Here is a 13,427-nt window from a genome sequence, read left to right on the forward strand (position 1 = left end):
ACCATATTGCCGTCAACGGCTAAACGGATAATGAAATAATCCCTGGAAATTTCCCAATAAAATCAAACCCAACCACCCAATATAAGAGTTAGCAGAAACAAATGCTTGACCGTTCAACCCAAAGACAAAATGGATAAAAATATGAAGCATTACAATCGACCTTCAATGAACAAAGCACATTTACTGTTTTGACAATAACTGTCTATAATGATTTAAAAGTGATTAACAAATGGATTTAAATGATCGATGCACAATGCCTCCTCTTTACCCTGACCAACAAGCCAGAACGTGTTAAAAAGGCTAAAAAACAAGCGCGGATGGAAGTAAAGAACCCGGAATTGAGAAGTCACAGGAGAAAAAGATGTTTGCTGAAATACCCAAAATTCAAGAACAATTTCATAACGTTTTTGACTATTCCCAATCCATGGCTTCTCTTTGGTTACAATCAATTGATAAAAGCCTTGAACAAGCAAACAAGGTAACACAATCTTTAATCAACTTAAATTCGCAACAGGATTATCCTTATCCCAATATATTAAATGATGCTATTGAATATACCGCTGACTTCATGCAGAGAAGCATTCTGTTTTGGGATATCATGCGTAAACGAGGCAATCAATATCTCAAGCATGAACAAGAGGGACAACCTCCTGTTCTCATTTTTTCTTATAATATGCTCATGGATGGTAGACATTTTGAGAGACCAGTCAATTATGCATTAGTAGAAATCATCCCGCCTGAAGGCATTCAGATTGATCCCGCAAAACGACCTTATGTAATTGTAGATCCTCGGGCTGGCCATGGTGCAGGAATCAGCGGTTTTAAAGATGAATCGCAAGTAGGACTTGCCTTAAGAGCAGGACACCCCGTTTACGTTATTATCTTTTTTCCCATTCCTGAACCCAATCAAACTCTGGTTGATGTCACTGCAGCCCACGAAAAATTTTTAAGCGAAGTAACCTTGCGTCACCCTCAAAGCCCTAAACCTTGCTTAATTGGTAATTGTCAGGGAGGATGGGCTATTTTAACGCTTATGGCTGCTAACCAAGATGTAGCAGGTGTCGCTGTAGTCAACGGTGCCCCTCTTTCCTATTGGGGTGGAGAAAATGGAAAAAATCCCATGCGCTATATTGGAGGAATTTTGGGAGGAAGCTGGATCGCCCAAATGGCTGGTGATTTAGGTAATGGCAAATTTGACGGAGCCAACCTGGTGATGAACTTTGAAACTGCCAATCCCAAAGTCACTTACTGGAGCAAATATTACAATCTCTTTGCCAATATTGATAAGGAAGAAATTCGATTTTTAAATTTTGAACGATGGTGGGGAGGCTTTTCTCTTTTGAATGTGAACGAGATGAGAGGAATAGTTGATAATTTATTTATTGGCAACAAACTGGTTCATGGCAAAATCCCCTTAGGGCAGTCAGGTAATAACCTCGATTTAAGAGATATTAGTGTGCCTGTTATTATTTTCTGCTCGGAAGGTGACAACATTACACCACCCCAACAAGCCCTGAACTGGATTTCTGATCTTTATTCAAACACTCTGGAAATCAAATTAGATGGGCAAGTCATTGTTTATCTTATTCATAAAAGTGTTGGACATTTAGGAATTTTCGTCTCAAGTGAAGTAGCTAAAAAAGAACATAATCAGATTATTGATTTATTAAATTACATAGAACATTTGGCTCCGGGCTTATATGAATTAAAATTGCAAGAAATAAAGGAAAACCCCAAATCTCCCCCCCATTACATCGCTTATATTGAAGAGCGTTCTATCAACGATATCAGGAAAGGACAGGAGAATAATGTGGCAATCTTCAACCTTGTTCGTATGGTATCCGAATACAACGCTATGAGTTATGACTTGTTTATGGCTCCGATAATCCGCAATATGAGTAACGAATACACAGCAGAATTGATTCGAAAATTACACCCGCTAAGACAGAACCAGTATTTACTGAGTGATATAAACCCTTTAGTGTACCCAGTATCATGGATATCACCCTTTGTTCGTCAAAATCGCATTAAAATTTCTGAAAATAATCCCTTTGTAACTCAGCAATTAAATTTTTCAAAGCTTATAAACTCACTATGGGATTTCTTCAGCACCTCTCGCGATAGTTCTGTGGAGATAATGTTTTATGCAGTCTATGGCTATATTCAATTATTAGCGCCATTTGATCCCAGAAGAGATATGATTGTCCATTCTCCTGAAAAAGATAATCAAGAAAAAATAACTCAGTCGATTATTGCACATATTAGTGATGGAGGCGTACCAGAGGCCATTTTGCGTATATTACTATTATTAGTGAAAGTTCAGGGTTATATCATTGGCGCCAATTTACCTGATGTCATTCAAAAATTACGTGAATGCAATGCGCTTAAGCATTTGGATAAAAATGGATTCAAACAAATTGTGCATTCACAAACCATAATGATAGAGCATGATCCCGAGCTGGCTTTTAATACAATACCTCACTTATTAAAATCACAAGAAGAACGCTCTATGGTGATTCAATTCATTGAGGATATATTAAAATCTTTAAAAGTATCCCCTTCAGAAAAATATAAAAAGAAATTTCAAAGAATTAAGGAGCTTTTACAAAACAAGGTTTGATATGTGATTCCAAATTGGGCCATATTGTTCTGAATCAAGCGCAAACCTAAAGATATCCTATTGAAAAATTAGCTCTTTATTTTTCAAGAAAATGCTCCTACTTTTTTGTCTGACCATTGGTTACAAATAGAAAAAATTAAGATAAATTTTGATCTTTACCTGAATCTCCCGCGCCATATCAATTGTTTATTTTGTTAACATTCTGAATGTATTGCTATAAAAGCCATTTTTTATAATTGTAAGTAAATACAACATGTCTAAAGAAATTAATATTATTTGGGTAGGACCACAACATCTTCCCTACAAATATCTACAGCATTTAAAAAAATGGCACAATTTAAACCCAGACTATCAAATCAACTTTATCACTGATGAACATTCTTCTTCCATTCAGCTTTCCGGAATAAATACTATTCACTGGAAACAATGTTTTGACCTGACGGATTTACGACAACAGTTTTTGTTAAAAGAAGCGGAGCGTGCTCTCCAGGAAAAAGCCTATGCCACTTTATCGAATATCGTTCGCAAGGTTAAAATTTTTAATGATGGCGGGTATTATTTTGATACTGATATCGTTCCTATGGAAAAATTACCTACAGTCACTAAAAATATCCCTTTCTTATCACAACCTAAAGCAAGTTATGGTGAAGAGTTTGCCAAGCACCGTTTTGTTGTTTCTGCACTTTATGGAAGTAAGCACTCTCCTGTATTCAATGAAGCATTGACAGTCATGCATGAAACTTACCAAGTGAAATCATTGCAAGATGCCATTAAAGAAAACCCTGAGAAAGCAGACTACCTTCGCTCCTATTATTCAGCATCGCTTATGTTATCTCGTTCTGTTAAACGACTTTATACAAATGAGCTGGATTATCAAAAAATGATAAAAGATTGCCAAAATGAGTTTGGAAACCCTACTGCATTTCAAATTGTACAAGACGGTACATGGGGCGAAGGGTTAAATACTGTTTTGATGGAAAGTAAACACCTTGCAGCTACTGCCATACAAAGATTTTTTCGGGCGGCGCAAGCTCTGGATCAAGTGAATGCCAATCAGTCAACGGCCTACACGAGATCCTCTGAAAAACCTAGATTCTTTTGAACAGAAATTGGCTAACCAGATTTAGTGTATGGTTACTTGAATTTTAAAGAACGGATTCTTTACATACCACTGCTTGTTAGTAGCGTCTACAAAATGTGTTATGGATGCCTCATAGACAAGCTGAGGCACATAGGTTGTTTGACAAGTTATTTAAAAATAAAATTACTATAACTTAAAAAGACATAGGTTATGCCCGGTCTATTGTTATCGGCTATTCTGACTGGTGTTTAAAGCGGATTATTTTAACAAAAGCCAACATTCCGTTAAAAGTTCCGTTTCAGCTACTTCATGATCAAAATTATAATAACAAAAGATACAGGGTAAATCTCCTAATTGTTCTGAGGTATTGGGTAACCAATCTCGATAAAGATAATAAACCACATCACCAATATTATTACGAGAACCTTTGTGTACCGTTACTGCATAACGGCCTGATGGCAGAAACTTTTCAATCATACCATCCAGTTTTAAATTTTCGGGAACCTTGATGCCAAGATCGATACGAAATTCAGATGGTGGTGTTGTTTTAGGATCATCATAAGCAAGGGCAAATGCTTCTCCGGGTCGTGGCTTAAGATTAATCGATTGAGATTTTGCCCAGGATACTAACTTGTTAATGCTTTCACCTAACAATTTAGGATCACCTTTGTGCTCAATTACAGCTAATCGTATCTTATCAATACTTTTAATATCTACTTTCATATCATTTCTACCTTGTCTAGGCAAACAATACGGTGGCTGCTCCCAATATGACCTCCCAAAACCTTGCCTAAACTGACTTGGGCTAAATCCACAAGCTTTCTTAAAAGCCCTGGAAAATGCTTCATGGGATTCAAAACCTGCATTGATTGCAATGTTAATGACGGACTGGTCTTTCTCGACAATAAGCTGATGAGCAGCGCGTTTTAAGCGTAGCCATTTAATATACTGCTGCAAAGACAACCCGGTAAATGCAGTAAATAAGCGATGAAAGTGAAATTTTGATATACAAAAAATTTCACTTAAGCTTTCAAGAGAAAGCTCTTCATCGAGATGCTTTCCAATGAAATCAATCATATTCTCCAATTTTTGTTGATATTTCACTTTCTTGTTTCCGATTATTAACTTGATTTACAGAATAAGAATATTGTTTTCTTACTGAAAATATTTGACCATTTTTGCTGATTTAATTGAGAAAAGTAAAATACGCTTGATTGTGATGTATGCAATTATTTTTGCTAAATTGAGGTGGCGATTGCGATAAAAAACAATCACCACCTTCTGATGTCACTATATCTTTAATAAAATCAATTTGTTACGCATGAAAAATGCTGTCAGTTATTCCTGCGTTTGAAAGCAAAATAAGTAATACCCAATATCAACCCATACACAAGATGCCCAACCAAAGGGGGTATGTTTTGTTTAAATCCTTCCATAGTCCATTTTGCAAATAAAGGCACCCCTGAAGCGAAATAGGGTAACAAGGTCATTGGGCCGCCGACCCACATTGCAAAACCGAACAATAACCCAAGAAGAATGGCAGAGACCCAGGAATGCATTAACCAATCCAGAACCAGGGCAAAAGCGATCCCGCTGCCAATGCTCATTACAGCATGCACCAAAAGGCCTCCTCCTTTTGTTGGCATATTAATCATACTTCCCAATGTTTCGAGCATGCCTCCCATAACTAAAAAAAAAGTAAAAACAATCCCTGCTATAATTCCTGCAATAGCTCCATGTGAAATACATCTTGAAAAATACATGCCAATCTCCTTATTAAATAGATCCCGATTTACCATTCAAAATCATCAGTTTACTTAATAATCAACAATTAAGGTAGAAAAATTAATGGCAATGTCTTAAAAAATTTTTTGCCAGCCACATCATCAACATCTTATTGTTAATAAAGATTTTTATATAACATATCGATTCAAATGTTCTTTAAATATTAGCCATTTTGCGATTTAATAAAGAAATAGATAACCCTGTATTGAGAACTCATGTCGGTAATAAATGGTAAGAAAATAATAACTATCATTCTGGGGATTGCATGCCTTTTTTGTTCAATACACCCGGTAAATTCGGCTCCTGATTTCTCAAACAAACCGCACGTGAGGGAAAAAAACAAAAATCTCCTTGGTGTTTTTGTAGGTGGAAATCATGCTCAAAATGATGAAGCGTTTACCTATGGATTTGAGTACCACCGAGTCCTTTCCATGCCTTTTGGGTTTAGTGCGGTTATTGAACATACACCCGTCAATGTGGAACATAATAATCAAATAGAATTGATAGGCCTTGGTACATTAAACGTATTCAGTAACCTGACTTTTGGCATAGGCCCTGGAATTAGATATGAAAAAGATGAACCCAACCGCATGGTTGGTCGATTGGGGATTGGATATATCATACATTTCCCTCCGGATATAGAAATCACTCCGAATATAGACCTTGATTTTATTGAAGGTGGTGAAAAAGAGCTGATCTTTGGTATTACTTTTGGCAAACAATTTTAAATAGCTCTTTTCCCCTATATCAACTGTCTCCCCTACTTTCTCTCTTTTTAAAAACTTTCTGATTGATAATCACGACTAAATAATAGCTTTTTTTAGAAGACCGGTGTAAATTTATGACTCTTTTTTCTTAAATAATGATTGATATGATTTCAATAACAACTTATTGGCAACAATTTAAAGATTGCATTGATCAACTTCGTTCATCTGTAAGCAACAAAGAATTCTCCAATCAAATAGCCGTCGCGGACCTTATGATAGAGATTGGCTTGACAATAGAACAACTCGGGATTACTCAAATCCAACAGGTTGGAGATCGATTGCACGAAAAAGCCAAATTGTTCGGATATCGAGTCCCATTTGTTACCCCTGAAAAAAAATATGAATTTTGTTTACCCAAAATAACTAACGCTGAAACCCTGATTTTTGCAATCGTTTACTATCAGCACCTTAAGAACTATGAAAATGTCGAATACCAAGGTTCTATCAATTGGTTTAGATCAAAGGTAATCCATGGTGTTAATGAAAAGAAAATTTCGACCCGTGCTCAAGCCGAAGCGATGTTGGGAGAAATTAGACAATATTGTCAAAGTCAAAATATTGCCTTTAATGAATCTGAATTCATAAAGAAAAATGACGAGTCAGCAAAAGAGTATACAACAAGATTGTTCAAGAATTTTCATACCGATAAAACTGCAAAAAGTGAACCAATCGGGCTAAAACAACTTAACGAATCAAAAGAATCCAACCTGTCCGATGAGCTAGCCAAGCTTGAAAAATCCTTTGAAGATTCAAGAAATAAAAGAAATCAATTGATTGTCAAAATAGATGCTCTTGCAAAGAAACTGGCAGACTATCATCTCCTTTCGCAAAACCACCATAAATTAAACAATGAATGGAATAACAAATGGTTTTTTACAAAATTTTTCGACTGGATCATGTCCTGGTTCTCTAATGATTCATTTATCAAAAATTTAAAAACCAGCTATGAGCAAGTCATTAATGCTGAACATGAGCTGAAGCAAGAATTTCACCCCTTCGACACCGCGGATGCCTATCGAGCTGAATTAAAAAAACAACTGGAAGAAACTCACATTGAATGCGATAAGAATCAAAAGCAAATTAACGAATATCAATTGAAACAGTTAGAATACAAACTTGAACAAAGGTTAGAACAAAAGCTGCAAGAAAAACTACAAAAGGACACTGCTGTTGAACAAAAAGAACCTTCCGTTACAAAAGTGCTATCAGAAATCAAACACGAAACCAATGGCAGTGATTTCTCTTCAAATTTAAATCATTATTATGGTTTCTTTAAAGAGCACTTGCCAAATCGAGAAACGTTGGGAGCGATTGCTGTTGGTGTCGCAGCCATTGCCATTCAGAATTTGATATAAAACCGTTTGAAATACGAGGTTCTCTCACTCAGGAATAAGTGGGAGTTCAACACGTCTTTCGCATAAGAAGCAATCTTAATCCGGGAAGAAAGTAAAACTTGATTCCCGGCATTAAATTTTACCTGTTCAAGTTAACACCTCAATAACATCGTGTTGTCATCAGCCTGGGATATTATTTTGCTTTCGCCAATCATGAAGTAACACCGAGCGTCGCTTTGCATAACAGACCCCCAGGTTTTGAACATCTACAATTCTATCGGCTCTAAAATGACGAAAATCCTTTTTTAATTCACACCAGGCAATCAAAACTCTTACTTGATCAAAATACCCAAGTCCAATTGGCCAAATCGTACGTGTTGAAACATTTCCTTTTAAGTCATGGTATTGAATAAACAATTTCAGTTCTTTTCGTATTGCCTTCCTGACTAAGGCCAAGGATTCATCTTCTCCTGAAATCACTTCACCAGGCCCTATTAATAAACTGGATAGCTCCAATTGCTGCCGCAAATCGGCAGGCAGCACAGAAGCGATTTTAGCCAAGGCATTATGCGCGGCCTGTTGCAAGTGAGTATCCGTTTTTTTAGCCACCCATCTGGAGCCTAAAACAAGAGCCTCAATTTCCTCTTCATTAAACATCAAAGGCGGTAACATAAAACCTGGCTTTAACACATAACCCAAGCCTGGTTCACCCTCTATATCAGCACCTTGAGCCTGTAAAACCGCAATGTCCCGATAGATAGTACGGGTACTTACACCCAGCTCATTGGCAAGAAATTGTCCGCTAAGAGGATAACGGTAACGCCGCAAAATTTGCAACAGATGAAAGAGTCTCTCAGTTTTGCTCATATTGGCATTGCTCTTCATAATAAAGATTTTTAAACAGTTCACGAAAACCAATCTTTTTATAAATATTCAAACCATAAGCAGATGCCTCTAAAAAGCACCAGGAAATATTGGTATCTCTGAGAGTCTGAAGTACAGATAAAATTAATTGTGTTGCATACCCTTTTTTCTGATATTTGGGAAAAGTGGCTACGTCATCAATTCGCGCACTGTCCCCCATAACAGTCAGAGTTAATGAGCAGACAATTTGCTCTTGAATAAACCCGGAAAAATGAGAAATCCCAGGGGATTTCTCAATAGCCTCTTGATGTCTCACCCTGTAAATCTTTGCAATCTCTTCCGTTGATTCAAATGCAGGGATAGTGGGTAAAATCCAGGCATCCATCTCATTATCCATGCGCCTTATCAACAAGTCAGACACAAGCTCAGAAATTTCAAGATCACCAATTGACAAATACATGGCAACGCCTTGATCAATAGGTAAGAATCCTGATTGAGCGAGTACCTTATCTGCTTCTGCATCCAATAAATAGTCAGGAATCACCAATGCCCAAGGGGTTGAATGAGACTCATAAAAGCGTTTGCATCGATTAATCTCTGCCCCAAGCAGAGTCGATTTACCTGAATAAAACACGGGATTTAGAGCAGGAATTGGCATTCCACTGTTACAAGCTTTCAATCCTTCCAATGATAAAAGCTCCATACTAATCAGTGAAAAAAAATGCCACTCCATTTGCTGGAAAGTTTCAATACGGCTGTTCATAAAATACACTCATCAAAATTTTTGAGCCAGGATAGGCTAAATTTTGTTTTCATAATAACACCAAAATCCTGTTTCATGTGTTTTTTATTATCAAGAAGGTCAATATTAGGCACTTAAAACACTACTGACAAAATCTGTCATGAGCCCTGTTTATACTGGCAATGATTAATAAAAAATAAGGAAAATAACATGTTAAGTGATCCGAATATGGTTTTATTTTACGTGAAAAACCCGACAAAAAGTGAAGAATTTTACAAGAATCTGTTAGACACTCAACCTATCGAATCTTCACCAACATTTGCTATGTTTGTCTTGAAAACAGGGCTTCGTCTTGGATTATGGGCTAAAGAGGAGATTGAGCCCCAAGCTCACCAAACAGGAGGAGGTATGGAGCTGTCTTTTCAGGTTAACAGTAATGAAATGGTCGATGAGATACACAGGCAATGGTCTGATAAAGAAATTTCTATTATTCAACCTCCCACACAAATGGATTTTGGATACACGTTTGTTGGTGTTGATCCCGATGAGCATCGTCTTCGTATTTTTTGTCTAAAGCGAACCTAAGCAATTGGAGTAATGACCAATCATAGCTTGTAGTATGGCTTTTAAGTGAGTGATATCACCCATCCCAACCTGCTACAAGCTACAATTACTATTAGCAAATGAACAAACATCGGGACATCGAACCCTGATGGCTGTATTTTTTAAAAAAGGAGATACAGAATGGTATGGGACGCAACGATAACAAACGCTATCTCTAATGCTGCCCATGCATTTTTCCTATTATTGTACTTCATTGGGGCCTGCATTCACTACTTAAAAAAAGATCATACTTTTTCACTGTTGATTGTATTTTTTTTCTTAAACCTGCTTGTTCTCAAGATCTTGGGGGTCTATGTCCATTACTACCCTTCCCATATGCATTTGCCTCCGGCCTGGATTGCTATCAGTTTGCTGGTTATCATGCTTAATTATCTGCTTGTCCAATCAATGCAAATGTCTGATATGTACAGAGTTATCGTAGTATTTCTATCCATCATTTTTACTTATCTGTTCCTGACCCACAATGGAAATTACACTTACATTGCCCTTCCTGTTATCCTTGTGTATTTGATTGCGGCTTATTATTCACAAGCAAAAGTCAGGATTGGCTTTGTCATGGTCGTTATATCAAACATGATATGGATAGTCACAAGGCATATTCAAAATTACATTGCTGGCCATGAAATTCCTGTAGAATATCGCTATGATAATGATGTCTATCATATCTTTTTAATTCTATCGACTTATGTAATCTATAGGGGTATTGCCGAGGGGCAATGGAGACATCCTCGTTAAAAAGCCAATAGCGATGGAGGAATAATCAGCCCAAAACCAAGTTGAAACGCTTTATCAATAAGCTGTGACTTGGTCACACAATTAAACTTGTATTTAAGCAAATTAACGTGATCTTCTATCGTTCGTGGTGAGCGCTCCAAAATAAAGGCGATCTCTTTCACACTTTTCCCCCTTAAGAGATAAAACAAACATTCTGACTGCTTATTTGTTAATTTAACAGGATGCATGTCATTTCTGATTTGGTAACTTTGCGCTTGCCTTTTATTATTTTTAATGGAATTAATCAAACTAAATAGCATGTTATTGATGGCTATCATAGGGATTTCAGTGGTTGACACCAAAACAAACGAACGATTTTTTTCATCAAAAATTTTTATTTTAGACGTAAGTAAAATGGTTAAACTGCCCTTACCCGCATAATATCCAATGTCTAAAAAATACTGATTCTCACCCTTCAATACAGAATTATCTTGCTGACTAATTTCTTCATGAAGAGCTGCTGCAGCGCAATTTAGTCGCGCATCGTTTAAGCCAATCATTTCATTTGGATGTTTAAATCCGGTTAACTGAGCCGCCTTATCATTTGCTGCGACAAAATGGAGAGACTCATTCTTAACTAAAATCGATTGCGGGATACTGGTAAGTAATCGAACTGCATCGAAATGAAATAATTCTTGCGAATGAATAAATGCATTCATGGATATCTTTTAATTAACTCCGACAACCTGTCAAAATATAGGTTTAATATTATCTGTTCAACTCCTTTTAACTCCTATTTTTTAAAAAATAAACCCGTAAAAAGCACGGTATCTTTTAGAAAAATTTCAAGCTATTTTCTACATTCTGTCAGTAAAATACTTTTAAAGGGAGCTTATAGTGAAGAAATGCCTCTTCAGTTTTTTATTTCTGTTTTCAACGTTTACTTTTTCCCAAAATTTTTCTCTCACTAAAGAAAATATTTCAACATTCAATAGGGTAAGCTGGGCTCTAAAGGGAAATAGACAATACCATACGATTCAAAACGTTTCGGGAAGAACTCTTCGTTTGGATTTGTGGGTTGATAAAATTGTTGCTGGAACAGCAAATGTGCAAAGTGATAATGTTTATATTCTCTGCGGAGAAATATCTCAACCGGTTTCTGCAGGTACTGGAATTATCTGTGATATTCCTTATCCAGGATTGGCAATCATTGCAGACTACCCTTATGTGAATGGGGTAACTGGTCAATTTAGTATTCATTATTAACGCCAAAGTGAGAAAAAGAATGAAAAAAATATGTTTTTTAGTACTTTCTTGTTTCATGCTTTCCAGTGCTGCTGCAAGCGGTATTCTTCACAAATCATATGCTTTAATCACTTCTTCAACTTACCCCTGGAGTTTGCCAGCACCTGGAGCAATAACCTTGTATAAAAATATCTCCAAAAATCCAGTGAGCTTTGTGTACACTACTGATAAAAGTTCTGATACAGTCGTTATAAGATGCCCTCTAAACGACATAGTATTACAAGCCAATTATACCTATGTATGCTGGCTGCCATCTGGAGAAAGCGCAAAAATTGAATTAAAGCCTTATTATTTTCGTAATGGCGCTTCTGGAACTTATTCTTTGATTTTTTAGCTTGATGAAACTATGCCATCTGGGAACTTCGTTTAATATGAATTATTTGGAGTTCCCTGACTTGAAACATCAACAGATCTCTTGCAGAAGCTATAGATTTCATTTTTTTGTCAGATTGCTCTATAAAAACAAAGCACTCTTTGATACCTTATCCAAATAGTTAAGAAAATCACTCCAGTATAAATATTTATGAGCACTGATAATTTATTACAGCCCAAGTTAATTGAGGCTACACTTGATGACTATCCAGTTATTCAAAATATGGCGCGATTTTATGTTTATGATATGTCACGTTATTGCGGTTATATTTCGGAAGAATGGGCATGCCCACCCAATGGACTTTATGAAAGTTATGATTTCAAAATTTATTTTACCGACCCTGAACGAAAAGCTTTCCTTATTCAAATCGACAATGAACTGGCCGGTTTTGCTTTATTAAATAAATTCGGAATCCAAGCTGTTGATTGGAGTATGGGAGAGTTTTTCATCCTGGCTAAATTCCAAGGGAAAGGCATTGGCCAATCAGTAGCCCATCAATTATGGCGCACTCATCCAGGTGAATGGGAAATATCGGTTATTCCGGAAAACATACCGGCTTTATCGTTTTGGCGTCAGGCGGTAATGACCTATACTCCTGAACAGTACAAAGAACAGATAAAGACAGTGAATTATGATATCCACCAATCCCAACGCTTTATTTTAAGTTTTAATACACATCAGCAGAACAAATCTTGCCATTCCATTCCTAAAAAACCTATTACAATAGATTTCGTGGATAATATCCCCGAATCTCTGGAAAAAAAGATGACAGAAGATCTGATAGCCTATGAAAGAACTCATGGCATTGATGTGAACTACAAGCGTTTTTCGATAGTACTATCTGAAGAAGGGGTGCCTTGTGGCGTTATTAATGCCTTTACTGCTTTTGCGGAAATATACATCGATGACATCTGGGTAGATAATGCTTATCGTGGTAAAGGATATGGCAGAAAATTACTGCAAACTCTTGAGAGTCATTTTAAAGGGCAAGGATTTAATAATATCAATTTATGTACCAGCGCCTTTCAAGCACCGGAATTTTACAAAAAATGTGGATATACGGCTGAATTTACACGCATCAATCAAGCCAATCCCAAGCTTTCCAAAACCTTCTTTGTGAAATTTTTTGATGAAGAAAATCAAACACAAGGAATACTCTGAAAAGCAGGACTTCTAAATAACTCCCCACATCTTATTGATATTCAGAAGTCCTGAAAA

The 13,427-nt window shown here is 36.6% G+C and carries 14 protein-coding genes; 9 read left to right on the forward strand and 5 right to left on the reverse strand.

All coding sequences use genetic code 11. The features are described from left to right. Positions 1-361: 361 nt before the first annotated feature. Entirely contained in the window at positions 362-2,620 is a 2,259-nt protein-coding gene (locus tag EL201_RS10820; protein ID WP_027222265.1) for a DUF3141 domain-containing protein, read from the forward strand. Positions 2,621-2,873: 253 nt separating this feature from the next. After that, on the forward strand, positions 2,874-3,722 hold the full coding sequence (locus tag EL201_RS10825; RefSeq protein ID WP_027222266.1) for a glycosyltransferase: 849 nt from the start codon (positions 2,874-2,876) through the stop codon (positions 3,720-3,722). A 237-nt stretch (positions 3,723-3,959) separates the two neighbouring features. Here the strand turns inward: EL201_RS10825 and EL201_RS10830 are convergent, their stop codons facing one another. Continuing rightward, entirely contained in the window at positions 3,960-4,805 is an 846-nt protein-coding gene (locus EL201_RS10830) for an AraC family transcriptional regulator (RefSeq protein ID WP_027222267.1), read from the reverse strand. Positions 4,806-5,035: 230 nt separating this feature from the next. After that, positions 5,036-5,464 carry a hypothetical protein gene (locus EL201_RS10835; RefSeq protein WP_027222268.1) on the reverse strand — a complete coding sequence of 143 codons (429 nt, stop codon included), beginning with the start codon at positions 5,462-5,464 and terminating at the stop codon, positions 5,036-5,038. 237 nt (positions 5,465-5,701) lie between these two features. Between EL201_RS10835 and EL201_RS10840 the strand changes: the two genes are divergently transcribed. Together EL201_RS10840 and lem19 are read left to right on the forward strand one after the other, a co-directional pair. Further along, positions 5,702-6,214 carry a hypothetical protein gene (locus EL201_RS10840; RefSeq protein WP_027222269.1) on the forward strand — a complete coding sequence of 171 codons (513 nt, stop codon included), beginning with the start codon at positions 5,702-5,704 and terminating at the stop codon, positions 6,212-6,214. Positions 6,215-6,348: 134 nt separating this feature from the next. Then, a complete protein-coding gene (gene lem19, locus EL201_RS10845; RefSeq protein WP_027222270.1) occupies positions 6,349-7,608 on the forward strand; it encodes a Dot/Icm T4SS effector Lem19 in 1,260 nt (419 codons plus the stop codon). Positions 7,609-7,767: 159 nt separating this feature from the next. Here lem19 and EL201_RS10850 read toward each other — a convergent pair whose 3' ends face one another. Then, positions 7,768-8,454, reverse strand: coding sequence for a helix-turn-helix transcriptional regulator (locus tag EL201_RS10850; RefSeq protein WP_027222271.1), 687 nt, complete (start codon positions 8,452-8,454; stop codon positions 7,768-7,770). Next, a complete protein-coding gene (locus EL201_RS10855) occupies positions 8,441-9,214 on the reverse strand; it encodes a GNAT family N-acetyltransferase (protein ID WP_027222272.1) in 774 nt (257 codons plus the stop codon). Before EL201_RS10855 ends, EL201_RS10850 begins: the two co-directional genes overlap by 14 nt. Positions 9,215-9,403: 189 nt before the next feature. On the opposite strand from EL201_RS10855, the gene EL201_RS10860 reads away from it, so the two are divergent. Both EL201_RS10860 and EL201_RS10865 read left to right on the forward strand, forming a co-directional pair. Then, complete coding sequence (locus tag EL201_RS10860) at positions 9,404-9,778, forward strand: VOC family protein (RefSeq protein WP_027222273.1); 375 nt, start codon at positions 9,404-9,406, stop codon at positions 9,776-9,778. Between the two features lie 159 nt (positions 9,779-9,937). After that, the gene (locus tag EL201_RS10865) at positions 9,938-10,552 is read left to right on the forward strand and encodes a hypothetical protein (protein ID WP_027222274.1); all 615 of its coding nucleotides are present in this window, start codon (positions 9,938-9,940) and stop codon (positions 10,550-10,552) included. On the opposite strand, the gene EL201_RS10870 is transcribed toward EL201_RS10865, so the two are convergent. Further along, positions 10,549-11,250, reverse strand: a complete 702-nt coding sequence (locus tag EL201_RS10870) for a PAS and helix-turn-helix domain-containing protein (protein ID WP_027222275.1) — start codon at positions 11,248-11,250, stop codon at positions 10,549-10,551. The two genes, EL201_RS10865 and EL201_RS10870, sit on opposite strands and share 4 nt — an antisense overlap. Before the next feature lie 178 nt (positions 11,251-11,428). On the opposite strand from EL201_RS10870, the gene EL201_RS10875 reads away from it, so the two are divergent. The 3 genes from EL201_RS10875 (at position 11,429) to EL201_RS10885 (ending at position 13,370) form a co-directional block, all read left to right on the forward strand. Next, complete coding sequence (locus EL201_RS10875) at positions 11,429-11,797, forward strand: hypothetical protein (protein ID WP_027222276.1); 369 nt, start codon at positions 11,429-11,431, stop codon at positions 11,795-11,797. Positions 11,798-11,816: 19 nt separating this feature from the next. Continuing rightward, positions 11,817-12,170 carry a hypothetical protein gene (locus EL201_RS10880; RefSeq protein WP_027222277.1) on the forward strand — a complete coding sequence of 118 codons (354 nt, stop codon included), beginning with the start codon at positions 11,817-11,819 and terminating at the stop codon, positions 12,168-12,170. A 189-nt stretch (positions 12,171-12,359) separates the two neighbouring features. Next, the gene (locus tag EL201_RS10885; protein WP_027222278.1) at positions 12,360-13,370 is read left to right on the forward strand and encodes a GNAT family N-acetyltransferase; all 1,011 of its coding nucleotides are present in this window, start codon (positions 12,360-12,362) and stop codon (positions 13,368-13,370) included. Positions 13,371-13,427: the final 57 nt, after the last annotated feature.

The organism is Legionella pneumophila subsp. pascullei, assembly GCF_900637585.1.
In the GTDB taxonomy this organism is placed as follows: Bacteria; Pseudomonadota; Gammaproteobacteria; order Legionellales; family Legionellaceae; genus Legionella; species Legionella pascullei.

What these genes read in the sequence shown, in the direction of transcription:
- EL201_RS10835 (WP_027222268.1), bottom strand. Translation starts at nt 5,464, where the DNA reads ATGTATTTTTCAAGATGTATTTCACATGGAGCTATTGCAGGAATTATA.
- EL201_RS10850 (WP_027222271.1), bottom strand. Translation starts at nt 8,454, where the DNA reads ATGAGCAAAACTGAGAGACTCTTTCATCTGTTGCAAATTTTGCGGCGT.
- EL201_RS10820 (WP_027222265.1), top strand. Translation starts at nt 362, where the DNA reads ATGTTTGCTGAAATACCCAAAATTCAAGAACAATTTCATAACGTTTTT.
- EL201_RS10870 (WP_027222275.1), bottom strand. Translation starts at nt 11,250, where the DNA reads ATGAATGCATTTATTCATTCGCAAGAATTATTTCATTTCGATGCAGTT.
- EL201_RS10865 (WP_027222274.1), top strand. Translation starts at nt 9,938, where the DNA reads ATGGTATGGGACGCAACGATAACAAACGCTATCTCTAATGCTGCCCAT.
- EL201_RS10825 (WP_027222266.1), top strand. Translation starts at nt 2,874, where the DNA reads ATGTCTAAAGAAATTAATATTATTTGGGTAGGACCACAACATCTTCCC.
- EL201_RS10880 (WP_027222277.1), top strand. Translation starts at nt 11,817, where the DNA reads ATGAAAAAAATATGTTTTTTAGTACTTTCTTGTTTCATGCTTTCCAGT.
- lem19 (WP_027222270.1), top strand. Translation starts at nt 6,349, where the DNA reads ATGATTGATATGATTTCAATAACAACTTATTGGCAACAATTTAAAGAT.
- EL201_RS10855 (WP_027222272.1), bottom strand. Translation starts at nt 9,214, where the DNA reads ATGAACAGCCGTATTGAAACTTTCCAGCAAATGGAGTGGCATTTTTTT.
- EL201_RS10860 (WP_027222273.1), top strand. Translation starts at nt 9,404, where the DNA reads ATGTTAAGTGATCCGAATATGGTTTTATTTTACGTGAAAAACCCGACA.
- EL201_RS10885 (WP_027222278.1), top strand. Translation starts at nt 12,360, where the DNA reads ATGAGCACTGATAATTTATTACAGCCCAAGTTAATTGAGGCTACACTT.
- EL201_RS10840 (WP_027222269.1), top strand. Translation starts at nt 5,702, where the DNA reads ATGTCGGTAATAAATGGTAAGAAAATAATAACTATCATTCTGGGGATT.